The following is a 23,436-nucleotide window of genomic DNA, read 5'->3' on the forward strand; positions in this document are numbered from 1 at the left end:
CGCTCACTCCTCGACGCGCTCAACCTTGCCAACGAGGAACACGTAAGACAGCACGCCCACGGTGGTGATTGCGGCCATGTAGACGAATGCGGATGCGAAGTCGATGTCGGTGACAAGGAAGCCGATCACGATCGGAGTGCGATGATGTAGCGCATCCGAATGGGCGCGCGGCCTTGTGCTCAGCGATGCCACCGTCGTCTTCGACATCATGGGTTTTCTGAGCCAAAGTTTTAATGATTGAGGCATAGTTCGAACGCTCAAGGCTTGAGATACCTCAGTCTCCGTCAGCCCGCTACCAGTCTTCTCTGGCGGCGGGCCGTTCAGCTCTCGTTCTCGAGAGCCAGATATTACTGCCCGACGAACTCACGAATCGCTGGCAGTTCACGACGTGACTGCGAGAGCCCCATGCGATGGGCGGCAGCGAGGCGGCGCAGGTCGCGGGTGCCGTTGTCGACCGGCATACGCTCCGGTGCGAACACGTGGGCCTTCCCCTCCGCTTCGAGAGCGAAGATGCGGTCGCGCGTTTCGTTGTAACGCGCCCACCGAGTCAGCAACGCCTCCCCCAGCGCCGGATACCGGCGAAAGATTTGGCGGTAGACCGCAGGAAAACGCTGTGGGACTTTCCGATACGAGCGCTCCTGGGTGAGCACGATGACGAACTTCTCGAAGCCCTCGCGCTGTGCCTGACTCAGCGCGATTCCACCGTCCTCGCCCATCGCCCCGTCAACATAGACATGACCGTCAAGATGGACTGGCGGCATGAGGACAGGCATCGTCGAAGATGCACGCACCCGAACCATGAGGTCCTCGATGAGAGGAGTGTCTTTCTTTGACCACACCACCTCGTCGCCGGACTCCGCGTCGAACGCGATGATCCGCATGTCCCCGGTGCTCGACTGGAACGTTTCCCAGTCGAAGGGCAGCGCCTGCTCGGGGCCGCCCGCCTGCTGATAGATGTACTCGGCGTTGAACATCCCCTGCCCGCGAGCGAAGGAGCGCAGACCACCGAACTGCTCGTCCGCGGCGAAGTCGACGAACGAACGACGGGCTCGACGGGCGTCACCGGACAGATAATTCACCGCGTTCGAGGCCCCGGCGCTGATGCCAGCGACCCAGTCGAAGGCAAGGCCAGCCTCGAGCAGTTTGATGACCATGCCACTCGTAAGGGACGCCCGCATTCCTCCGCCCTCGAAAATGAGTGCGGTGTCGCTGATGCGCGCCGTTCCTGTCGTGTGGTCTGTGTCCGTCATGTCGATCATCCTAGCGAGTGCCACTCAGCTCGCAGTACACCGCCGTCACTCCCCGGCTATGGGAACAAACCAGCCACATAGTGCAGGCCGCCTTGAACTACCCCAGCCCTTCCCAGACCATCCGCTGTCGCAGCGCCGGTGCCAGCACCATCGCAGCAATGACGCTGCCGACGAGCAGCACCCAGGCCCCGAAGTACGTGAACAGCTTAAGCTCGGGCGCCAGCGGCGGACCGAAATCCGCGGCCATGAGAATGACTCCGCCGAGGATCAATGCCGTGGACACAATCACTTGGATGAACTGTTCGACCGTGGACTTCAGCAGACCTTTGATCATCGAAATGTTCAGGCCGCTGGTGCCGACGTCGAGGGTACCGTCCTGGAGGTGGCCGGCGATACGTGAGAGCTGCCCGGGAAGTTCTGCGATCTGCGGACCTACCGCGGCCGCGTAGAGTGCTGTCTCCTGCAGATCGACTCCCAGCCCTCCGACCTCACGCAGAAGGCTGCGTCCGTTCTGCGTCACGAGAGCGAGCAAGTTGAGCTCGGGGTTGAGCTTCGTGATCGACCCCTCGAGCGTGCTGATCGCACGGAAGGCAGTGGCGACCGAAGCAGGCATGGGGAAACCGAAGTCGACGACGAAGTCGATGAGCTCCCCGAACAGCGCCGCCGAAGTCGAGCCCGGCAGACCGTCACCGTACTTGAGCAGGATCTGTCCGATCTCGCGTTGCAGCTCACGAAGGTTGACGTCACTCGGTGTTCCGAGGAGGTCAAGGATTGCGGCCGTCGCCGCTTGCGAATTCTGCGAATCGAAGGCCATGAGCAGCAGGGCGATCGCCCGACGGTCACGTTTGTCGATACGACCGACGGCCCCGAAGTCGACGAGTCCGGCCCTCCCTGCGGGTGAGATGACAATGTTGCCTGGGTGTAAGTCGGCGTGGAAGATGCCCTTGCCCAGCACCTGCCGGACGACCATGAGGAAGAGGTCCTGGGCGATCTCGTTTCTGGCCAGCTCCGAAAGATTCTCGACAACCTCTGTGGCGTGTGAGAGCGGAACACCCTCGATGAGGTCCATGACGATGACGAACTCACCGGAGTACTCCTTGTACACCCGTGGAATGCGCACCATGGAGTCCGTCCCCGAGGTGGATCGGCCCGTCTCATCGGCTGTGCGCAGCGCTTCGATGTGTGCCAGCTCCCCGCGGTAGTCGAGCTCACTTTGCAGGGAATCGACGAAGCTGCGAGCGAGTTTTCCGATGCCGACCTTGCTGGCCCACTCGGTCGAGCGTTCAAGCCGCTCGGCCAGGCTGAGGACGATATCGCAGTCGGCTCGGACCTGTTTGCGGATCTTGGGTCTTTGCACCTTGACGGCGACAATCCGGCCCTCCCACGTCACTGCCCGGTGGACTTGGGCAACCGAGGCAGCAGCGAAGGGGACCTCATCGAACTCTTCGAACACCTCGGCAACGGGCTTGCCCCACTGGGCCTCCAGCTGGCCTTTGACCTCGCTGAAGGGAACTGGCGGCACACCAGCCTGCAAGGTAGAGAACTCTTCGACGAATTCGTGCGGGATCATGTCTCCACGAGTGGCGATGAACTGACCGAGCTTGATGAAGGTGACACCGGCCGCAGCCAGCGCGTCACGGGTCGTCGACGCGATCTCTCGCAAGGACACGCGCAGGGTCGGGATCCGTGGTTTGAGGTAGCGGGCGAGTCCGAACCGGATGAGGATCTTCTGGATCTGGGCCAGACGATTGAGCCTGCGATACCAGGTGGGGATCTTCGGCGCCGATCGCAGCAGCGAGGTCAGAGATCCCGTCGGGAGGACGAGCTCGATGGCCAAGAGCACGAACATCTGGATGACGATGAACCAGGCGAACAGCAGGAGGAAGACCATGATGGCCGGGAAGCTCATGTCGAGGGTCGGATATTGCCCGCCCTCGGCAATGCCCAGAAGACGATAGGCCTGGAGGGTGATCGGCCAGATCGAGAGCCCCATGGCGAGGGAGACGATGGTGTTGCGAGCCGCACCCGTGCCGGTGAGCATCATTCGCCGGACAAGGAAGCCAACGATGAGTGCGCTGAGGACGCCTAGCCCGATGGAGTAGAGGATTGTCACCCGTCAAGCCCTTCTGTCGTTCGATCAGATGCGTCATTGTGAGGCGTGGTTAACCGTATTCGACGCGCCGAGTTTCGACGCTGTCACCAGCCTAGTAGATCAGGGACGCCTGAGATTGAGAGTTTGCGGTGCATCGGGACGAGTGGCCTGCCCACAACGCATCAACTCTCTATGACGACAGACAGCAATTTCAGGAACCATCTATTCCCGTCCAAACTCCAGAAGACGTCCAGAGGCTATGTTTAACGGCAGCCGCATCAACTTCACCGTCAGCAACAGCACGAGTAGCACGAAACAAGTCACGAGTGTCAATCACAAGTCCGCCCAGAGAGGCAAAATGAGCGATCACCTTTTCAGGATCGGTGAATGTTGGGCCCCGGCTCTCAGGTGCGACGTCCTTATTGCCGTTCACGATGTGCCAAAGCTTGTCCGGTTCTCGTTGAAATTCCAATGCAAACTGAGTGGCCGGGTTCATCGCAACCTGGTTTACCTCTGAAGACTTAGCGCCTCGTGTGTAGCCCTTCACCTCGACCAGACATATCCAATCCGGTCGGGACGAATCCCTAACTCTCAGATCCTCCAACTTCGCACCGCTTGTGGTCGAATCGCGGTCCTCCGCATCCAGACCAAGGACCTCCAGCGCCGACATCACCGCAGCCACCAGTTGTTCGCCGTTCTCAGTCAAGAGCCGCCACTCACCCTGCTCAGCCAGCGCCTTCTCTCGTTCGACCTGCCCTTCCGCCTCAGTAAGCTCTGCATCAAACCGAGCTACAACGTCGTCGCGCTCTTGCTTAAGTGCCTCAACTCGCTTGTACGCCGATCGCAGTGCGCTCGGCGCCCACCCGGCCCCATCTCGCCAACTGGTGCCCGGTGGAAAATGCTCCGCGTCCTCGATCTGCAAAACCGAGATTAATTCCAGCAGCCACAGTTCCGGGTTAAGAGTCTCACGAGGAAGACTGACAATGTGGCGCACTTCGTCCTTGGCGGACGAGTTCCAGAAAGCGAGCACAAATTGCTCCTCCCCAACGGTCAAGAGCGGAAATCCCGGATAAAGGTCGGCCGAGTTTAGCACGGCCCAAGAGCGGAAGCTACTTTGAAATCTGATCCAATAGTCTTTTTCTCCGTCCACAATAACGGGTGCGACAGTTTTACGTACGAGCCGGGTAATTGAGTTCGGGGCGTCTTGCCAAACGGCAAGTTCCGCTGCATGGGTTTTCCGTGCTCTCTGTTCCGCCCCGAGGCTAGTCGCGCCAAAAGACAGAGCGTGACGGATGCGATTGGCCTCGACTTCCGGGGCATAAGTGACGAGCAAGTCCCAATCACTGGCATGGACGTCATTGTTGAGCGAATGGGCGGCACTGGTAATTCTCAAATGCGAGGGTGCATAAACCTTCATTCTTTCGAACACGTCATCCGGGACATCCTCAAAGAGGATGCGCGGTCGTGGCTTCACGTTGATCATAGTCAAACTATATCCATGAACGGCGTATCGCCGGATTATTCGGTTTTGCTATTCCACCGCGCATCATCGGGATGAAACCAAGCTCCTGACAATCAGTTGTGTTTGTCAAGGAGCCCCACGCATAAGGTGACGTGATCCTCGTCTAAAAGCAGCGCGCTCCTCTTACCCGATCTTCGTCATCGCCCCACAGACCCTGCCTTAACTAGCGGTGCGTTTGCGGTTCGGTAAATCCTGACTCGTGAGCCAGTTTGTGACGTTCAGACCACTCGAGGCGTAACCAGTGAAACGATCACACATTCGTTTTATCGTGCATCGGATACCAGCTCTGCGCTGGCCGCCCCAACTCACTCCGGCCGGTGCTCAGCCATGGCCTTCTCGAAGAGCTGTGTTCCGAGCTCGTCGTAGTTCGCGTCCTTGGGGTACCACTGATCGAGATCAGCGAAGTCGCCCTTGTCCTCGTAACCGAGCTCGGTCACGCTCTTCTGCCAGTCAGCCCCTGCGGTCTTCAACGTTGACGGCGCGTCGGGAACGCCTGCCTTCTTCGCCGTCTTATCAGATAGCGTCTTGGCATACTTCGCCATCTGCTTCTGCACGTCATCGTCGAAGGGCTCAACCGATCCGTCGTTGGCCTTCGCCTGTCCGACGGCCATCGCCTTGGCACCGATGACGACCTCCATCATGGTGGAAAATGTCGTCGACATCGAGTCGAACACGATCTGTTGATAGGCCACCGGCAGCTCTGAGTACTTCTTCCCGGCTGTGATGGCACCGGCAGAGCGTGCGATTCCCGCATCGGAGGCGACTCCGATATTCGGGGCGACCTCGAACGTGCCGGCCTCAACGTTCGGGGCGAGCTGCCCGAGATCGCAGTCCACGGTGCCGCGCTGCAGCGCCTCATAGGTCTCCGGGAACGACAGCGACACCGGAGTGGCCCCAAGATCGGTGACCTGCTTACCGGCGGCGGCCGAACCGACACGCAGCTGCTTGCCCTTCCAATCATCAAGGGACGTCATCGGCTTCGAGCACATTGTGGAATACCCACCAGCGGCGAGCATCGGGATGAGGGGAACGAGGTTCTTGTCCTCGAACTCGGCGAGCACTTCGGGTGTCTCCCAGGCGGCTTGGACTCCGGCGGCATTCGCGGCCAGATCACTGGCGACCGGCGAGGACGGCAGAGTCGACATGGCTGTGCCGAGCGCATCGAAGGCCGGGTATTCGGCCGGGGTATAGGACGGCAGCGTGAACGCGAGATCGACTCGCCCGTCAGCCAACGCATCATCGACTTCGGCATAGCTGGCGATCGCCTGACCCCAGACGATGTCGACGGTGATCTTCCCGCCCGAGCGCTCCTCGATCGCCTTCTTCACATCGAGCCCGTTGGGCGCAAGGATCGACTTCTCCGACATCGCCGAAGGCTGGAACTTCAGGGTCACCGGGTCGAGATCGGACAGAGCCTCATCGATCTCATCCTGTGATGCATCAACGGCGAAGCCCTCCCCTGCTGAGGCGTCCGAGTCTGAGCTGCTGCCACCGACAGATCCGGCGCATCCGGCCAGGAGCGACAGCGACGCGAGCGTCGCGATGGCGGTGAGAGGGCGGGCTGACGCCGACCGAATGCGATTCATGGGACCCCTTTGAACAATGACTGAGAGTTTCCTTAGATCATAGATCTGAATGAGTCCACCCTGTTATGACTCCCCTCACACAGTGCGGAAGCCACGCGACGGCGCGGGCGACGAAAGGGCAAAGCCACCTCGGCGAGGGTCATCCGGTGGCCATGCCCCCGCTGGTGCGTTCGATGAGATCGGGCAGCCATTCGGTCATGCCGGGGACGGCGACCATGAGGACGAGGAAAACCACGGCCACGGGCAGGAACCACAGGAGTGAGATGAAGATGTCGCGCAGCGTGATGGTGTGCCCGAGGTTGACGGCCTTGTCCTTGACGATGCTGTGGATGATGTAGGGAATGATGCCGACCGGCGGGGTGACCATGCCGAACTCGCCGAGCAGGACAACGAATACACCGAACCAGAGTGGGCTGACCCCCATCGTCTCCAGCGTCGGCAGCAGGATCGGAATGGTCAGCAGCATCATGGACATGGTGTCGAAGAACATGCCCATGATGATGTAGAGGACGATGAGCACGAGCAGGAAGCCCACCCGCGAGAGCCCGAGGTCGGTGATGAATCCGGTGAGGATGGGGGCAAGCCCCGTGATCGCGAGCAGGCTGGTGAGCATCGTCGCACCGATCATGATGAAGAAGATCGCCGAGGTGGCCGACACCGTGGCCATGGCCGAGTCCGCGATCTTTCGCCAGGGATGGTCGCCCCGTTTCTCCCACAGGCACAGCAGAACGGAGCACAGCGCGGCGGCGGCTCCGGCCTCGGTGGGGGTGAAGATGCCGGAGAACATGCCGCCGAAGAGGACGACGAGGATGACGAGGAAGCCCCAGACTCCGCCGAGTGAGGTCAGCCGTTGGTGCCAGGTAGGTGTCGTGCGGTCGGCGGTGTCGATGCCGCGGCCGACGAGTTTCGGGGCGATAACACCGATGGCGAAGATGAAGACGGCGAAGCACAGCGCCAGCAGAATTCCGGGCAGAGCACCCGCCATAAGTGCCGGGCCCACGGGCACCGAGGCGATGCCGGCATAGATGACCATGAGGATCGACGGTGGGATGAGGTTGCCGGTCATTCCCGACACCATGATCGTCCCGACGGCCATGCGTTTGTCGTAGCCGGCCTTGAGCATCTCGGGAATGCCGGCTCGGCCGAGGGCGTAGGTCATGCCGATCGTCGACCCGGTGACCGCGGAGAGTCCGGCGCCTGCGAAGGTCGTGCCGATGCCGATGCCGCCGGGCAGCCAGGAGAACCAGTGGTCGGCCACGCGGTAGATCTTGCCGGAGAGTCCGGATTGGGTGAGCAGCATGCCCATGAAGATGAACATCGGCAGCACGCTCAGCGTCCAGTCCGAGACCGCGCTGAACGGTGCCGTCGAGAGGATATTCATGGTCGCGGGGATGCCGCTAACCGCGTAGACGCCGACGATGGAGGGCACAGACAAGGCGATGGCGACAGGTACCGACAGAAACAGCAGCACCAGCATCATGGCGATGCACCAGGCGCCGCCGATCGCCGCCGAGGGACTGGTGAAGAGGCCGACCAGGCAGATGGCGACAAGGCCGAAGCCGATAGTCAGAGCGAGGTAGCCGGGCGGTCTCCGGCGGGAACCCGAGGGCAGCAGTTGAGGGCTGTTCTGCGTGCTGCCGTCCGGAGTCGGGCCGGTTGCGGAGGTATCAGTATTTGCGTTCACAGGTCGTTTCCGTCGGCGGCTCGTCAGTAGGTTCTGGTGTCGGCATCGTGCTCGGCCGGTTGCCCCGTGGCACGGTCGACCTCGGGTTCGCCGGCGCGGGCAATGAGGATGGCGTCGAGGACGTAAAGCGTGGCCAGGAGGATGAAAACGATCGGGACGAGGAAGTAGACCGGCCAGGTGATGATGTCGGAGACGTCAGCGGTCGAGCCGATCGCCATGTTCTCGAGTGCCTTCATGAGACCGAACCAGGCGAAGGCGAGGGAGACGAGTGCGCCGAGGATGCAGGCGAAGACTGTGAACACCGAGGCGGTGGCTGGCCGTGCCCGGTCGATGGCCATGGTGACGGTGATGTGTTCCTTCTGCAACTGTGCGGCCGGGATGCCCAGCAATGCCACGATCGGCAGGTACCAATACTCGACGATCTCGTTGGTGCCGTAGATCGGGGCGTCGAAGAGGGAACGCGTGAGCGCGTGGATGACGATGTGGAGCATCATGATGATGATCGCCGCTGCCGTGGTGATCGTCAGGCACTTGTTGAGGACTGTGGTGAATGCCAGCATCACACATCACCTGCAACTTCCACCGCACGAAGCGCATCCAACAGATCCTCGACCTCCGACGTCGAGCGCAGACCATCGGGGATCATCGCGGTGACTCTGCGTGCCCCTGCTTCGTCGAGGACGATCGGGTCGATGCCGGCCACTTGAGAGTAGCGACGGGCGCTTCGCGGCAGAAGGGCAACGCCCAGTCCGTTGGAGACGAGCGACTGGATCGCACCCGGGTTATCAGTGATGTGTCGTGTGCGTGGTTCGAAGCCGGCACGCCGGCAGAGACGCTCGGCGGTGGAGCGGCAGCGCACACAGCCCATGATCCACGGCAGGTCCGCGACATCGCTGAGGTGAGTGATCTGTCCAGCACGGTTCCATCGTTCGGGGACCAGCAGGTCAAGATGATCGACCCCAAGGTCGACCGTGTCGTGAGCAGGCAGCCGCGGTGCCTCCTCATCTTCGTGATGGAACAGGAAGGCGACGTCGATCTCGCCTGCTTCAAGCAGGGTCATGGCTTCGGGCGGTTCTGTTTCGGCAACCTCGTAGGAGTGGTGCTGGACGGAATCGGCGCCCGTACCGGAGGATGATGCGAGACTTCCCAAGGCTGCTGCCAAGGGGCCGACGACGAAGCTGGGGAATCCTGCCAGTCGGACATTGCGTCCGCCGAGGCCGAACGCTCTGGCCAGGTCGCCTCTTAAACCCGTCACCGAGGTGGCTATTTCGTTCGCGCGGATGCGTGTCAGTTGGCCTGCGGTGGTCAGCACGATGCCGCGAGAGGTGCGTTCGAAGAGTCTGACGCCGAGGTCTTTCTCGAGCGCGTTCATGTGTTGGGACAGTGCCGGTTGTGACCAGCCGAGTTCGCGTGCGGCAGCACCGATGCTGCCTGCCTCGGCGATCGCGCCGAAGATCAGCAGACGTTTCGGTTCTCCGACATCGAGCGCCTGCTCAAACACATTTGCCATAAGCCCAGGTTATGTCATGGCAGAGGCAACTGGGCCTACCGGGAGTTCCTGGTTCGGACGAGACTGGGGAAGGCACCGTTATACGAGCACGAGGAGATGGACTATGCGCAGGATCGGCCTGTTGGGTGGAATGAGCTGGCACTCGAGCACTGAGTACTACACGAAGATCAACTCAGCTGTGACTGAGCGACTCGGCGGGCATCACTCTGCCCGGATCCTCCTCGATTCCACGGACTTCGCCGATATCCGCGACATGCAGGTCGCCGAAGACTGGACGGGCATGGATGCCTCCCTGACCTCAACGGCACAGCGACTCGTCGATGGCGGCGCCGAAGCGGTGGCAATTGCGACGAACCTCATGCACAAGTGCGCACCTGCCGTTGAGACCGCGGTCGATGCACCCCTGATTCACATCGTCGATGCGATTGCGACGGTGGCCAAGCGTCAGGGCCATTCGACTCTGGCGGTGCTCGGCACGAAGTGGACGATGCTCGACGGCTTCTACACCGAACGGCTCGAGGCAGAGGGCATCCGCACTCTCGTCCCCGACGAGGAGACCTGTACTGAGATCGACCAGATCATCTTCGACGAGCTCACTCAGGGTGTCTTCACCGATGCCTCCCGTGCCCGCTATGTCGAGATCATGAGGGATCTCAAGGCCCGCGGCGCCGATGCGGTGGCACTGTCCTGCACGGAGATCGGGTTGCTGGTTCCACCAGAGACCGCTCCCCTGCCGGCCATCGACTCTGTGGATGCGCATGTGGCAGCAATTGTGGAGTGGATGCTGGCTGAGGAGCGTGCGGTGACCCAATTTTGCAGTTTCTGTCTCCCGTGGCGCTGACTGCTGGAATCCGGGGACCTTGTGCCAACAATTCTGCGTCAATGCCGGGTCGTGGTCTTGCTGCGATCAGCCGAATCACTAACCTAAGTGGCACAAACGGAGCTGAGATGGATTGGGGCAACAACGTCCACCTCTACGGGCTGTTCACAAGTAGGAAGCTGTTCAAAAGCTGGAGCTTCCCCGAAAGCCACCAGAACCTCGGGATGTGATGTAAGTGTTCAAGACTCCATCACAATCTAAGGTCCCTAATACGCAAGTTTGCCCCGCTCTCCCTCGATATCACGCCGCCTGGACGAGCTCGGACTCACACTTATCGGCAAGCACCTGATTGTGTTATGCCTGATCACCGACGTCAACGCAAGCTGCGCCGAGAGCGGGCACCAGGGACAGGTCCGCACCACACAGATCCGCTGATCGGACTGACCACAGCGACACTGGCAGTTCGCATCTGAACGTTCACCCACCCCGACGGCAACAGGCGTTGGTCGCAATCTCCGCTCAGGGTCTGCGTGAGCCGGTCAAAGCAATCCCCTACCGCACGCCTGTGGGTATTGAAGTTCGTCGTCTTCAACCACATAAGCATCCACGTGATCGCTAAGAAACTCGCCAATTTTTGGAACACAATGTGTAAGGGCGTGCTTAATCTCGGTCGCAACATCTTCATCGTCGATGTGACCAAGTTCGATGATGTGACCACGATCAGGGTCGATGAACACTGTTGTGTTCCATCGTGGCTTCGACAGATGAACGACATTGTCGAACCCAGCAACAGGCCAGTACGGCTACTCCATTTCATTCCCGGCCTTGTTGCCCACAGGCTGTCTCACTGACTGGAAAGTCAACCAAATGGCCACCGGGCCGAACATTGGCCCCACCGTAATTAATGCCTTCGACGGATAAGAAGCCCGCGACCCAAGTGAACCCGGATTCGTTCACGATCATGGATCACTTCCGTGATGCGCACATCAGAACGAAACTCGATAAGGCGAGGGAAGCCTTGAAAATCGAGTTCCATGGGTGCCGGTCCCAGGCGGTGATGACTTGCACGGGATCAGGAAAACGATCCGGACACCCGAAAGGCTCCTGTCTAAAAAACAGAAGCATCGACGCAATGGCGTCTTCGCTACCGATAGCCATGCCACCGATGGTGTTTTCGCAATTCCACCAAAACAACGTCAATGGATACGTGACCGCGCCGGCGAAGGGCAAGACGGTCATGGTCCGGTCGACTGACAACCTGGCCAACACGGTCCCTGGTGAGTTGAAGGAGTAGCGGAGTCTGCGAGCAACGCTTCAACATAGTCGTGCCGATATTCTGGCGCGTATCGATCACCCAGAACGCAGAACGAGCCACCGGAAGCGATTAACAGCCAACTCGGGCATTCGCGGGGTGTCGCGTAGTGGTACCTCAGCCGCAACAACCTTCTCATCAGGGCCCGGATCCATGCCGGTGGACTGGGCTCAAGCGCCCACACCTCGTTTATCAAGCGCCCCAAAAATCTGTAGACATCAGAGAAATATCGAGAACTAGAGCCTTCTATGCCTCTATCATAGGATCGAAACTTCAAATTAGACAGAAGGTAGTCCACCGTGGCCTTTTCAGATTGGTTCAAGATCCCAGAGTCTGACGCAACTGATCCACTTAGACGGCCCCGTCGGAGCAAGGCTGAACGCGATGAGAGAAAACTGTTCCAATCGCTGCCAGTTTTTCCATGGGATTTATCGATGTCTGACCTTAACCAGCAACACAGCCAAATCGTTCAAAATTTCCCCGACGCCCATTCGCAGGAACGACTAGTGCAAGGAGATTTTTTCGAAAGATGCTCCACTCTCTATCAAGAAGCCGACGTAGATGTGTTCGCGCCACTGAGCGGTTCCCTTCTAGCCAGGCCAATGGATTTTGTTGAACCAAGTCTTGATAATTCGTCGTTTGCAACGATCGAACATCAGCTACTTCAACAACATGAAACAAACTCAGTAACCGATTGGCCACTACTTTTGCTTGATGGTCACTCGAAATCAGCCAACAGTCCTATCGGGATTACAAATTTTCGCCCGTCCGGTCACAAAGACCAGTATTCAATAACGGGGGAGAATGTTCCATTAACTGGCTCACGTTCAATAGTTCTTGTAAAATTGATTGCAGTTGAAGGAAGACGCGGACCAAGCCTAATCCTGCAATGCATTCATAGCTTAGACTACAATAGCTACTTCTCCGCCGTTTATCGCAGACTCCCCGGGCAAAATCTGCCAAACGCCATCTACTTCTTTGATATTCTAGATCACATTTTCTACAACTTCAGGATTCCGAATCTAGATTTCGAGTCATGGTCCATCGCTTACGACGATTTTGACTACCTTACACGACAAACCAATCTTTTAAACGACTCTGAACTTCCGGAATGGAAAGATAGAGAATCTCGTTTTGCAGAGACGCTAAAAGCAGCAATACCCGATACCCAAACCCCGGGTACACGTCTGCTTTTTGAACAGGTGATGACAGACTTCAGTGCCCCACCAAGGAACTCTCCGACACTGCCAACACCTCGACTTATCAAGAATCCACGAGACGCCGAATTATATGCAGCGCAAATAATGACTGCGCTTGGTTTCACCAATGCAGTCGCAACAAAGGCAGGAATCGACGGTGGAGTCGACGTAGAATCACTTGAAGCTGTTGCGCAAGTCAAGCTCGAAGGACGGCCGACCACAAGTGAGCAACTTCAGCGGCTATATGGAATTTCCGCACATAGAGATGTACTGCCACTTTTTTTCTCTCTAAACGGATACACTTCTCACGCACTACAGTGGGCTGGAGAGACAGGAATGGCCCTCTTCGAATTTGACTACGATGGGACGATCGCGTCTCGATCTACCCTCGCTGATCGGCTCTTGGGCAACGGTACACGTTAGTACGCTTTCGCATTCCCAGACCATTTACCACTTCAACGATGAGCCTGACCACCGTCCTCTCAAGTAGCACCGACGATTCTGGGGGCCGGAGGCTCTACTCATCTCGCCTAGATAAGGGCGATGACTACGGGATTGCCGACCGAGGCGAATGCGTTGACGATGAGGGCGACGTCGAAGACTTTGGACTTCACGACTCCAAAACGAATCCAGGATAGGTCTTCTACAACTCTTGTATAGAAGGGCCTTCCGGTAGCGGACGTGTAACGAAGTGATAAGGCTGGCTGTCGCCGAAGTGATGAGATTCAGTGTCCACGATGCACCGAGATCCCACAGCACCACTGGCGGTTTCCGATAGAGTTCAAATGGCCTCTTGCTCCCGCGCTCAAAAGTACGGTCGCTTATTGCTGTCGGTCGAGCGCCTTCCGCTCAGCACCAGCTGCGCAATCCCACGAGTGCCGAGCTCTTCGAGACAACTCAGGTGCAGGCCGATCTGCATCTCACAGGTGCTGTCCACCCGGGCTTCTGGGTGCAAACACTGGGAAAGCGCACGATATCGACAGCCTTGAACGCAGGCGGACCCACGTGTAGACCCGGCTCCCCATGGTCCGTAGGGACGTGCGCAACGAGGTCGTAGTTCGAGGTCAGCAACCAAACATCAGGCGTTCGACAAAGCGGCGCCGTGGCGCGCGGGAAGAGTCCTGATACATTAGTGCTAATTGTAGTTACCCAGCAAACACCGGCGCCACCGGATGCTACTTCCATACAGTGTCTGCAAGCAACGTGCAGAATGGCTCGAACCACCCACAGACACTGAGCCTTATCGACCGAAGAGCCGACTTTATTGGTCAGGCAAACGATATACCCTGGCCGAGCAGCAAAATGCTTAACGGCATCACCACCGCTGCCTAGGACGGCCATTTGGATGCGGCAGACCAGAGTGCCACGTCTAACTGACGCAACGGTTCCAAATCAAAATTGACTTCTCGCTGGTCCTCCACCGCCTCTGCCTTCGCCACTGCGGCACTCAGCGCTGAACGAACTTCTTCGTCCCGCATCAACTCACGGTAGACAACCCAGTCTTTGGCTCTGTCACCATGCCGATGGATTCCCAGCAATTTGCAGACGACACGATCGCGGACAGGAAACAGGTCTGGCCGCTTTCGAGCTGCAATCTTGCTTGCTGTCACCCACGGGTTGGAACTCTTTGTATCCGCCTTGGCCAGCAGCGACTTGACCAAGTCGTAGAATGCCTCCATAGATGGAAAGCTCTGCGCAACAGTATCCTCAAGTGCGCAAGCAGCAAGAGCTTCCAACGCGCCGTGAATTTTGCTTTGGATTGCGTTGTCTTCGAGTATTCGCCGAACTGCAAGCACGGGAATGTCCACAGACAACGTGGTAACTGCCAGCAGATCGGTGTCGGTTATCTCACCGGCCGCATTGGGCTTAAGGCCAGCAAACGTGGCGCCGGCATAATTCGTATCAACGTCGTAATACTTCCGAACCCGCTCAGGTGTCAGATCGTTATTGAGCACGTGTAAACACTGCTTCTTAGCGAAATCTAGGGTGTCTGAGCTGACCGTGGGGAAGGCACTGCCGCTGTTAACCATTCACTACTCTTTTTCTTGAGGGTCGCGGCGAAGCCGAGGAGCTAGATCTTCAAACAACAGGACGTCTGGCGTACGATTGGCAACTTGGTACCACTCTTCACCATCGGCAAAATTGGTCATCGCTTTGTTTGCCAGGGGTTGCATGGCTTGCTGAAGCAGAGCTTCCAAATCACGAATCAAGTCTTTGGTATCGAGGTTCTCAACTCCGCTGTACGTCTGTGCGACAGTTTCTACACCATCGTCACCGATGACACCTTCGTGGTCAGGAGAATCGAAGGTGAACCAGGAAAATCTGTTCCACAGTTGGGAATGCTCGTCATTGAGATGGTCCCGGATTCGACTTCCGATTCCATTATTTCCAACTGCCAGACCGACGTAATAGACGTTGATATCGTTATAGAGAATGTAGACGCCTCGAGCTCGCCGGAAGTCAACGATACGGAGACTTCCCGAGTTCAGTCCCTGCCGACCTAAGAGCCGCCAGGGCCGCGCCTTCCAATCGACTAGCTCTTCTTCCCAGAACAGCCCGTACGCACCGATAATCATTGACTCTTCTCTCCTTTGAGTTGCCTACTGCCCAGACGCATCTTGGCTCAAGACTAGCCGAACCAGCAGATGCAGCTGGCGTGACTACCTGAGAATTCTCAGTTCTCTAATCACCCGAAACTACGACAGGGAGTGCGTTGACCGACGGGTCGGAGCAAACCTCACCCAAGCACCAGTCGACGGGACGAATCCGACAGACCGGCAGCCGCCTCGGCGAGCAGGGACTGCTCCGAATCCGCACCCGCACGAACGTACCGTCCGGTGAACGCATCCAAGGTCCCCGAGGACAATGCCAGCGCCAGGTCGGTGACCTGCTGCGGGCTGGTCCAATCGTCTTCACCGCGGAAGTCATGGACGGGCATGGACTTCGTCATCGACGTCTCCACGACTCCCGGCGCCATCTCGAAGATCCGCAGACCCAGATCATGGCCGAAGTGGACGACGGAGTCGGCGATGCGGAACAGGGACGCCTTCGATGCCGAATACACGGCATAGGCGGGAGTGCCCTGGGCACCGGATCCCGAGTTGAGGTCGATGATGCGGCTGGGACGACCGGTCGCCTCGGCATTGTCCATGAGCACCGGGGCGAAGGCGTTGACCATGAGGGCGACGCCGAGGACGTTGGCGTCGACTACGCCCTTGATGCTCTCCGGCTCGGCCTCCCACAGCGGACCTTCGGTGGATTCGATGCGGCCGGCATTGTTGACCAGCACCTGGAGTCTGCGTCCGGTCTCGCTTGCGAGTTCGTGCACGGAGTTCTTCAGCTCGGCGACCGAGGCGGCATCGTCGGCGGTGAGGCCGAATCCGGTCACCGTTCCCCCGGTGCTGCCGATGATCTCGGCGGCCGCAGTCTCGGCACGATCCGCCGAGGTGGCCGTGATGACCACGTGATAGCCGGCGTGTGCGAACGCTTCGGACAGATAACGGCCGATGCCGCGGGCTCCCCCAGTGACGATCGCGATTGTCTCGGACGGCACGGCGGAGGCTTCACCAGCCGTCGAATCATTGGGCAGCTTGGTTCCGTAGGGCAGCTTCTCGGACATGGTCTAGGCTCCTCTCAGCTTCGTACTTCGGCACCGTGGCGATCGGCTGCCAACTGCGTCGCGGCCTCACGCATCGCCGAGGCGTCATCGGCCTTGAGCGTGCGGTCTGCCGCTCGGAAGGTCAGGCGGAAGGCCAGGGACTTCTTGCCCTCGGGCAGCTGGTCACCGGTGTAGAGGTCGAAGGTCTCGAGAAGCTCAAGTTCCTCCCCCGCACCTTCGCGCAGCGTCGCCGCCAGAGTCTGCGTGGGCAGTGACTCGTCGACGATGAGGGCGACGTCCTGACGCGAGACTGGGTAGGTTGACAGGGCACCATCCCAGGTCCGCAGATCATCCTGTGCCAGTAGGGCGTCGAGATCAATCTCGAAGGCCACGGTCCGCGCGGGCAGTCCCAGGTTCTCGCACACCTTCGGGTGCAGCTCACCGGCATGACCGAGAGTCTGACCGTCGGCGAGGAGGAACTTCGCCGCCCGACCCGGGTGCCAGGGGGCAACCTGGTCCGCGTCGACGGTGACCTCGATGCCGTTGGTACGGGCGATACGACGAACAGTGTCGATGACGTCGGCGGCCTCGGCCTTACGGCCCTTGCCCCAGACTCCGGGGAATTCCGCATTGCCGGAGATGATGCCCGCGTAGTGGTACGGCTGGGCGGGAACCGAGGCGTAGACCTCCTCGAGTTCGGCATCAGTCGGGTGGTAGCCGGGCAGGTGCCGTGGCCCAGGACCTGCGGGCAGTCCCGCCGAGGTGGAGACGAGTCCGGCTTCGAACAGCGCGACATCCTTGGCTCCGCGACCGAAGTTGCGTGCCACCAGTTCGACCAGGGTCGAGAGCAGGTTGGTGCGCATCAGCGGCAGGTCTTCGGACATCGGGTTTGCCAGGCGGATGTGCTTGCGGCGCACATCGTCGGCTTCGAGACGCAGCTGATCATCACGCTTATCGGACGTGAACGGGTAGGACAGCACCTCCGTGAAGCCATCGGCGGCGAGCAGGTTGGAGATCCGGCGCCGCGCACGCTGTGCTTCGGTCAGTCCCTGGCCGGCGCGAGCGGCCGGCTGGATCGACGGAATCCGATCATAGCCACCTGTGCGGGCGACTTCCTCGATGAGGTCGACGTCTGCGGTGATGTCCGAACGCCAGGAGGGCACGGTCACGGCCAGACGATCCTTGCCGATGACCTCGATGACTGCACCGATGCCTTCGAGCAGCCCGGTCACCTCGGCGGTGGTGTAGTCGACGCCGACGAGGGAGTCGACGCGCTTGACCGGAAGCTCGATGACGGTGGGTTCGGGAGCCTGTCCGACCTGTGTCGTCGCCGGGCTGAGTGTGCCGCCGGCGAGTTCGACGAGCAGGTCAGCGCAGCGGCGTGCCGCCACCGGTCCGAGCAACGGGTCGACTCCACGTTCGAAGCGACGCGAGGCCTCGGAGGACAGCTTGTGCCTCCGTGCGGTCCTGGCGATCGAGATCGGATCGAAGTGAGCGGACTCGATGACGACGGCAGTGGTCTCAGCGTTGACCTCGACCGCTGCTCCGCCCATGACACCGGCGAGGCCGATGATCTTGCCGCTGGTAGTGCCTGAACCCTGTCCACCGCGGTCGGTGATGAGGAGGTCCTCGGCATCCAGGGTGCGTTCGACATCGTCGAGGGTCGTGAACTTCTCCCCCGCCTGCGCACGACGCACGACGATCTCCTCGCCCAGCAGCGCCGTGTCATAGGCGTGCAGGGGCTGACCGAGTTCGAGCATGACGTAGTTCGTGACATCAACGGTGAGGCTGATGGGGCGCATGCCTGCGGCGATGAGTCGGCGCTGCATCCAGAACGGGGTTGTCGCTGCCGGGTCGAGCCCGGTGACCTGCATGGCGGTGAACTGGTCGCAGCCGACGTTGCCGTCGATGGGGTTGGAGTCCTCGATGACGACAGGGAACCCGTCATCGGTGGGGGCGTTGACCTCGGCGACGGTGGGGCTGCCGATGTCGGTGAAGGACTGGCCCTTCATCTGCGCGTACTCGCGGGCGATGCCGCGCATCGACAGCTGGTAACCACGGTCAGGGGTGACGTTGACGTCGAGGGTGACCTGGTCGAGGCCGAGCAGCTTGATCGCGTCATCGCCGGGCTCACCCGTCAGACCAAGATCCGACAAAACGATGATGCCGTCGTGGTCCTCACCCAGGCCGAGTTCCTTGGCCGAGCAGATCATGCCATCGGACTTGTGGCCGTAGGTCTTGCGCGCAGCGATCTGGAAATCACCGGGCAGGACGGCTCCGGGCAGGCAGGCGACGATGAGGTCGCCGACGACGAAGTTGTGGGCACCGCAGATGATGCCGCGGCTGGGACGTTCCTCGCCGGGCTGCGGGTCCTTCGGATCATCGGCATCTTCGTTGTGTGCGGGGCCGACGTCGACACGGCACCAGTTGACGGTCTTGCCGTTCGAGTGCTCTTCCTTGACAAGTTCGAGGACGCGTCCGACGACGAGGGGCCCGGTGATCTCGGGGCCGAAGAAGTCCTCTTCCTCGAGTCCGACCGCGGCGAATTCCGCGGCCAGGGCATGGGGATCCGTATCGGCCGGGAGATCGACGTAGTCGGCCAGCCAGTTCAGTGGGACGCGCATATCAAGCCTTCATTCCGAAACGTGCCGAGAAGCGCACATCGCCCTCGACCATGTCATGCATATCGTTGATTCCTTCGCGCAGCATCAGGGTGCGCTCGATGCCCATACCGAAGGCGAAGCCCTGGTAGACGTCGGGGTCGATGCCCGCGGCCTTGAGCACATTGGGGTGGACCATGCCGCAGCCGCCCCATTCGATCCAGCCGGGCCCGCCGACCTTGTTGGGGAACCAGAAGTCCATTTCCGCGCTCGGTTCGGTGAACGGGAAGAAGCTGGGGCGCAGGCGGGTCTTCGACTCGGGGCCGAACATTTCGCGGGCGAAGCCGTCGAGGGTGCCCTGCAGGTTGGCCATGGTCAGGCCCTTGTCGATGGCGATGCCCTCGATCTGGTGGAAGACCGGCGTGTGAGTGGCATCGAGTTCATCGGTGCGGAAGGTCTTGCCCGGGCACACGATGTAGAGCGGGACACCGCGCTGCAGCAGCGAACGCGACTGCACCGGTGAGGTGTGGGTGCGCAGGACGAGGCCGGCCTCAGGAGGGTCGACGAAGAAGGTGTCCTGCATCTGGCGAGCAGGATGGTCGGGTCCGAAGTTGAGGGAATCGAAGTTCAGCCACTCCGATTCGATCTCGGGACCTTCGGCAACTTCCCAGCCGAGGCCGATGAAGTAGTCGGCGGCCTGTTCCTGGATGAGGGAGAGCGGATGGCGAGCGCCGAGGCGGTTGCGATCTGTGGGCAGAGTGACGTCGATGGACTCTTCGATGAGAACGGCTGCGTCGCGCTCGGCTTCCAGCTCGGCCTGACGGGCGTCGAGGGCCTTCTTGACCTGGCCGCGGGACTTGCCGACGATCTTGCCGGCGGCGGCCTTATCGGCCTTGTCGAGTCCGCCGATGGCCCGGTTGGCCAGCGCCAGCGGGGCCTTGTCGCCCGTGAACTCGATCTTCGCGGCCTTGAGATCGTCGAGGGTGCGTGCGTCCGCGAATGCCCTCAGTGCCGCGTCAACGGCCGCATTCACGGCCGACTCGTCCAATGGGTCGAGCTGGTCAGTCATCAATGTCCTTCATCTGCGTAATCTGCATCTTCTGCGTACTTCAATGCCGTTTGTCTGCTGCGCTCAAGTCTATCGCCTGTGATTCCGTGCTCGACCACTCGTCCGGATCGTGTCCTGGCACCCCTGTGGCTCCCACCCTCGCCGAGGCGGCTCCACCGGATCCCTGTCCGTGCCCACATCTGTGAGCTGAGTCATCGAGGCCCCACTCCAAAAGATGTAGTGTCGAAACATGACGACTCAGCGAGCTTCCGATGTCATGGTCAAGGCCCTGGAGAACGAGGGAGTCGAACGCATCTTCGGCATCCCCGGTGAGGAGAATATCGACTTCATCGATTCTCTGCGCCAGTCCTCCATCGAATTCGTCCTCACCCGCCACGAACAAGCCGCCGCCTTCATGGCCGCGACCTACGGGCGGCTGACGGGCAAACCAGGCGTGTGTCTGACCACCCTGGGCCCGGGTGCACTCAACTTGGCGACCGGGGCCGCCTACGCCCACCTCGGCGGCATGCCGGTGATCATGATCACCGGGCAGAAGGGGATCCGCACGTCCGAGCAGGCGCGCTTCCAGATCGTCAATACCGTGGCGACGATGAAGCCGCTGACGAAAGACAGCCGTCAGATCACTTCGCCGAGGATGATCCCCACCATGATCAGGGAGGCCTTCCGCGTCGCCCAGTCCGAACGGCCGGGTCCTGTGCACCTGGAACTCCCGGAGGACATCGCCGCGATGCCACTGGAGCAGAGCGAACTCGTGCAACCGCACACCAATGGACGCGCCACGGCCAGCGACGATGCCATCGATGCCGCCGCCCAGGTGATCCGGACCGCGAAGCGACCGCTGCTCATGCTCGGCGCCGATGCCTCACGTTCGGACGCCAGCGAGGCTCTGTCGAGATTCGTCTCCCGGGTGCGCATCCCCTACTTCACCACGCAGATGGGCAAGGGATCCGTGTCCGGGTCCTCCGATCTGTACATGGGCACGGCGGCCCTGACCAGCCGGGACTACGTCCACGACGCAATCGAGAAGGCCGACGTCATCGTCACCATCGGCCACGATACGACCGAGAAGCCACCGTTTACGATGGATGAGAACGGACCGACTGTCGTCCACGTCGGCTACCGGGCAGCCGTCGTCGAGCAGGTCTACTTCCCGCAGGTTGAGACCATCGGTGACCTCGGGCCCAGCCTCGACCGTCTCGCCGTGGAACTCGTCGGACACGTGCCCAATGCCGGAGCACTGTTGCCGATGCGGGCAGGAATTCTGGAGAAGATCGAAGAACGGTCGAACGATGAGCGCTTCATCCCGCAGCGCATCGTGTCCGAGGTGCGCAAGGTCATGCCCGTTGACGGGGTCGTCGCCCTCGACAACGGCATGTACAAGATCTGGTTCGCCCGAAACTACCGGACCACGAGGGCCAATACACTCCTCCTCGACAATGCACTTGCCACCATGGGGGCCGGCCTCCCCTCGGCCATGGCAGCGAAGCTGACCTACCCGGAACGCCGGGTCATGGCAGTCGTCGGAGACGGCGGGTTCATGATGAACAGCCAGGAGATGGAGACCGCGGTGCGACTGGGCCTCGACCTCGTCGTACTCGTCCTCGAAGACAGCTCCTACGGCATGATCCGGTGGAAGCAGGCTGTCGACGGCATGCCCGACTATGGGCTGACCTTCGGCAACCCCGAATTCGTCGCCTACGCCGAGTCCTACGGGGCCACCGGGCACCGGCTGGAAAATGTCGACGACATGCATGACGTCCTCGAGTCCGCCTTTGCCGCCGGCGGAGTCCACCTCGTGGTCGTACCCGTGGACTATTCGGAGAACGAGCGAGTGCTCATCGATGAGTTGGGTGAGCGAGCGACTCAGGCGCTGGACGCACAGTAGGGCTGACTTCAGAGTCCGGCTGAACCTGCCGCACTATCCAACTGACCTTGCGGCGCTGTTTGCCGCTCTGCCTGCCAAGACGGCGCAGATGACTACGAGCACCCATCCGACTACGGACAGGATGTGGCCAGTTGTTGTGGCATCCGATATCTCGGCGACGAACAGCGCTACTGCATGGCAGATGCTGATGGCGGCCATGGCAATGAGATAGGGCCTGCCCGCGCGCTGCCCTGCCTTCCACGACGCATCGGATGCGCGCGTGTACCTCGTCCGGATCCCGATCACAGAGTTCCTGCCGATCGCCTGTCTGCGCTGTGCGACGATCATCAAGACGCTGACCGCCGTCACGATCAGGTAGCCCATCATCGGCGGGTAGAACATCGGTGCTGCTCCCTCCTGCTCTCCTTACGGATCCGTTGGACCAGCCGCGTCGGCGGTCATTCGACTCTGATGCCGAGTTCGTGAGCGAAGAGATCGGCGAAGAGCATCAGTTGTGTTTCGTCGATGGTGGCTCCGCGCAATGAGTGGACTCCGGAGATCTTGTGCGGCTGCAGGCCCCGCAGGTCCACATTGCCCAATGTTGAGCCTTCGCACTGGAGCACTCCGACAGTGGAGCCGGGGAAGGACATTCGGTTGACCTTGGCTCGGTCGAGGTCGATCTCGTCGATGACGCAGTCGCGAAATTCGACGTCGGTGAGTTTGGCTCCGCGTAAATTGAGGTAGGAGATGCGGCAGTTGTTGAAGGTCGTCTTCTCCCACACGCTGTCATGGAAGACTCCAGCGCCGATCCGTGTTCCAGAGATCTCGGTATGGATGAAACTTCCCCGTGGCATCGTCCATGTATCGGCGCGGGAGTCTTCGATCGTCGAGCCCGAGAAACGTGCACCGGTGAGATCCGCTGGCTCCTCGGCTGCCCCGAAGTTCATGCGGGACAGCGAGCAGTCCAGGTACGTGGCCTGGGTGGAATCCACCCCGGCGAGGTCAAGATCCGTGAACTCCATGCCCTCTAGAAACTCTTCCGGACCGATATCACCGAGGTAGCCAGGCGTCAGGTTCGTCAGCTTGATCTTGGGTTCGCGAGGAGCTTCAGTCGTCATAGGCTCACCGTATCGGGTTCCGGTGACACACATGCCGTCGGGCACACCCGACTTCCTAGTGCCTACTTCCAGCTGCATACTACCGAGCCGTCTTCACGTTGTTTCGCATGTTTCGCCGTCGTTCAACGTTGAGCCAGGCTTTCCTTGTTGCCTCGGCGGGAAAAGCTGGCTTCGCGTTGAACGAGCGGCCGCGCAGTGCGAATGCTTGCGAT

18 protein-coding genes and 1 pseudogene are annotated in these 23,436 nt (G+C 60.3%); 4 read left to right on the forward strand and 15 right to left on the reverse strand.

Going from position 1 to position 23,436, the window contains the following annotated elements:
- Window positions 1–3 precede the first annotated feature (3 nt).
- The 8 genes from PGC08_RS12465 to PGC08_RS12500 form a co-directional block, all read right to left on the reverse strand.
- Window positions 4–210 carry a hypothetical protein gene (locus PGC08_RS12465; RefSeq protein ID WP_271708536.1) on the reverse strand — a complete coding sequence of 69 codons (207 nt, stop codon included), beginning with the start codon at window positions 208–210 and terminating at the stop codon, window positions 4–6.
- 137 nt (window positions 211–347) lie between these two features.
- Window positions 348–1,250 (reverse strand): patatin-like phospholipase family protein, encoded by a 903-nt coding sequence (locus PGC08_RS12470; protein ID WP_271708537.1) that lies wholly within the window; start codon window positions 1,248–1,250, stop codon window positions 348–350.
- Between the two features lie 97 nt (window positions 1,251–1,347).
- Window positions 1,348–3,363: an ABC1 kinase family protein gene (locus PGC08_RS12475; protein WP_271708538.1), complete on the reverse strand. Its 2,016-nt coding sequence runs from the start codon at window positions 3,361–3,363 to the stop codon at window positions 1,348–1,350.
- Between the two features lie 190 nt (window positions 3,364–3,553).
- Window positions 3,554–4,825 carry a hypothetical protein gene (locus PGC08_RS12480; RefSeq protein WP_271708539.1) on the reverse strand — a complete coding sequence of 424 codons (1,272 nt, stop codon included), beginning with the start codon at window positions 4,823–4,825 and terminating at the stop codon, window positions 3,554–3,556.
- A 344-nt stretch (window positions 4,826–5,169) separates the two neighbouring features.
- On the reverse strand, window positions 5,170–6,450 hold the full coding sequence (gene dctP / locus PGC08_RS12485) for a TRAP transporter substrate-binding protein DctP (protein ID WP_271708540.1): 1,281 nt from the start codon (window positions 6,448–6,450) through the stop codon (window positions 5,170–5,172).
- Between the two features lie 139 nt (window positions 6,451–6,589).
- On the reverse strand, window positions 6,590–8,134 hold the full coding sequence (locus PGC08_RS12490; RefSeq protein ID WP_271708541.1) for a TRAP transporter large permease: 1,545 nt from the start codon (window positions 8,132–8,134) through the stop codon (window positions 6,590–6,592).
- A 23-nt stretch (window positions 8,135–8,157) separates the two neighbouring features.
- The gene (locus PGC08_RS12495; RefSeq protein WP_235351326.1) at window positions 8,158–8,694 is read right to left on the reverse strand and encodes a TRAP transporter small permease; all 537 of its coding nucleotides are present in this window, start codon (window positions 8,692–8,694) and stop codon (window positions 8,158–8,160) included.
- Entirely contained in the window at window positions 8,694–9,644 is a 951-nt protein-coding gene (locus PGC08_RS12500; protein WP_271708542.1) for a LysR family transcriptional regulator, read from the reverse strand. Before PGC08_RS12500 ends, PGC08_RS12495 begins: the two co-directional genes overlap by 1 nt.
- 103 nt (window positions 9,645–9,747) lie before the next feature.
- Here PGC08_RS12500 and PGC08_RS12505 point away from each other — a divergent pair, with 103 nt between their 5' ends.
- The 3 genes and pseudogenes from PGC08_RS12505 to PGC08_RS12515 all read left to right on the forward strand — a co-directional run bounded on the left by PGC08_RS12505 (window position 9,748) and on the right by PGC08_RS12515 (window position 13,398).
- Window positions 9,748–10,485 (forward strand): aspartate/glutamate racemase family protein, encoded by a 738-nt coding sequence (locus PGC08_RS12505; protein ID WP_271708543.1) that lies wholly within the window; start codon window positions 9,748–9,750, stop codon window positions 10,483–10,485.
- 248 nt (window positions 10,486–10,733) lie between these two features.
- Window positions 10,734–11,991: pseudogene (locus tag PGC08_RS12510) on the forward strand (transposase).
- Window positions 11,992–12,075: 84 nt separating this feature from the next.
- On the forward strand, window positions 12,076–13,398 hold the full coding sequence (locus PGC08_RS12515) for a restriction endonuclease (RefSeq protein WP_271708544.1): 1,323 nt from the start codon (window positions 12,076–12,078) through the stop codon (window positions 13,396–13,398).
- 905 nt (window positions 13,399–14,303) lie between these two features.
- Here PGC08_RS12515 and PGC08_RS12520 read toward each other — a convergent pair.
- The 5 genes from PGC08_RS12520 to pheS form a co-directional block, all read right to left on the reverse strand.
- Window positions 14,304–15,005 (reverse strand): DUF6308 family protein, encoded by a 702-nt coding sequence (locus PGC08_RS12520; RefSeq protein ID WP_271708545.1) that lies wholly within the window; start codon window positions 15,003–15,005, stop codon window positions 14,304–14,306.
- A gap of 3 nt (window positions 15,006–15,008) precedes the next feature.
- The gene (locus PGC08_RS12525; RefSeq protein ID WP_271708546.1) at window positions 15,009–15,551 is read right to left on the reverse strand and encodes a GIY-YIG nuclease family protein; all 543 of its coding nucleotides are present in this window, start codon (window positions 15,549–15,551) and stop codon (window positions 15,009–15,011) included.
- Between the two features lie 161 nt (window positions 15,552–15,712).
- A complete protein-coding gene (locus tag PGC08_RS12530; RefSeq protein WP_271708547.1) occupies window positions 15,713–16,594 on the reverse strand; it encodes an SDR family NAD(P)-dependent oxidoreductase in 882 nt (293 codons plus the stop codon).
- Between the two features lie 14 nt (window positions 16,595–16,608).
- Entirely contained in the window at window positions 16,609–19,197 is a 2,589-nt protein-coding gene (gene pheT, locus PGC08_RS12535; RefSeq protein ID WP_271708548.1) for a phenylalanine--tRNA ligase subunit beta, read from the reverse strand.
- Between the two features lies 1 nt (window position 19,198).
- The gene (gene pheS, locus PGC08_RS12540) at window positions 19,199–20,242 is read right to left on the reverse strand and encodes a phenylalanine--tRNA ligase subunit alpha (protein ID WP_271708549.1); all 1,044 of its coding nucleotides are present in this window, start codon (window positions 20,240–20,242) and stop codon (window positions 19,199–19,201) included.
- Between the two features lie 229 nt (window positions 20,243–20,471).
- Between pheS and PGC08_RS12545 the strand changes: the two genes are divergently transcribed.
- Entirely contained in the window at window positions 20,472–22,127 is a 1,656-nt protein-coding gene (locus tag PGC08_RS12545; protein ID WP_271708550.1) for an acetolactate synthase large subunit, read from the forward strand.
- 33 nt (window positions 22,128–22,160) lie between these two features.
- Here PGC08_RS12545 and PGC08_RS12550 read toward each other — a convergent pair whose 3' ends face one another.
- Entirely contained in the window at window positions 22,161–22,508 is a 348-nt protein-coding gene (locus PGC08_RS12550; protein ID WP_096160562.1) for an SdpI family protein, read from the reverse strand.
- 56 nt (window positions 22,509–22,564) lie between these two features.
- Window positions 22,565–23,224 (reverse strand): pentapeptide repeat-containing protein, encoded by a 660-nt coding sequence (locus PGC08_RS12555; protein WP_271708551.1) that lies wholly within the window; start codon window positions 23,222–23,224, stop codon window positions 22,565–22,567.
- Between the last annotated feature and the right edge of the window lie 212 nt (window positions 23,225–23,436).

The organism is Brevibacterium sp. BDJS002, from assembly GCF_028201555.1.
GTDB lineage: Bacteria > Actinomycetota > Actinomycetes > Actinomycetales > Brevibacteriaceae > Brevibacterium > Brevibacterium aurantiacum.

Bases quoted from the DNA above. Each gene is read 5' to 3' on its own strand.
- pheS (WP_271708549.1), bottom strand. From the start codon at position 20,242: ATGACTGACCAGCTCGACCCATTGGACGAGTCGGCCGTGAATGCGGCC.
- pheT (WP_271708548.1), bottom strand. From the start codon at position 19,197: ATGCGCGTCCCACTGAACTGGCTGGCCGACTACGTCGATCTCCCGGCC.
- PGC08_RS12550 (WP_096160562.1), bottom strand. From the start codon at position 22,508: ATGTTCTACCCGCCGATGATGGGCTACCTGATCGTGACGGCGGTCAGC.
- PGC08_RS12545 (WP_271708550.1), top strand. From the start codon at position 20,472: ATGACGACTCAGCGAGCTTCCGATGTCATGGTCAAGGCCCTGGAGAAC.
- PGC08_RS12555 (WP_271708551.1), bottom strand. From the start codon at position 23,224: ATGACGACTGAAGCTCCTCGCGAACCCAAGATCAAGCTGACGAACCTG.
- dctP (WP_271708540.1), bottom strand. From the start codon at position 6,450: ATGAATCGCATTCGGTCGGCGTCAGCCCGCCCTCTCACCGCCATCGCG.
- PGC08_RS12465 (WP_271708536.1), bottom strand. From the start codon at position 210: ATGATGTCGAAGACGACGGTGGCATCGCTGAGCACAAGGCCGCGCGCC.
- PGC08_RS12520 (WP_271708545.1), bottom strand. From the start codon at position 15,005: ATGGTTAACAGCGGCAGTGCCTTCCCCACGGTCAGCTCAGACACCCTA.
- PGC08_RS12495 (WP_235351326.1), bottom strand. From the start codon at position 8,694: ATGCTGGCATTCACCACAGTCCTCAACAAGTGCCTGACGATCACCACG.
- PGC08_RS12480 (WP_271708539.1), bottom strand. From the start codon at position 4,825: ATGATCAACGTGAAGCCACGACCGCGCATCCTCTTTGAGGATGTCCCG.
- PGC08_RS12505 (WP_271708543.1), top strand. From the start codon at position 9,748: ATGCGCAGGATCGGCCTGTTGGGTGGAATGAGCTGGCACTCGAGCACT.
- PGC08_RS12525 (WP_271708546.1), bottom strand. From the start codon at position 15,551: ATGATTATCGGTGCGTACGGGCTGTTCTGGGAAGAAGAGCTAGTCGAT.
- PGC08_RS12500 (WP_271708542.1), bottom strand. From the start codon at position 9,644: ATGGCAAATGTGTTTGAGCAGGCGCTCGATGTCGGAGAACCGAAACGT.
- PGC08_RS12530 (WP_271708547.1), bottom strand. From the start codon at position 16,594: ATGTCCGAGAAGCTGCCCTACGGAACCAAGCTGCCCAATGATTCGACG.
- PGC08_RS12470 (WP_271708537.1), bottom strand. From the start codon at position 1,250: ATGACGGACACAGACCACACGACAGGAACGGCGCGCATCAGCGACACC.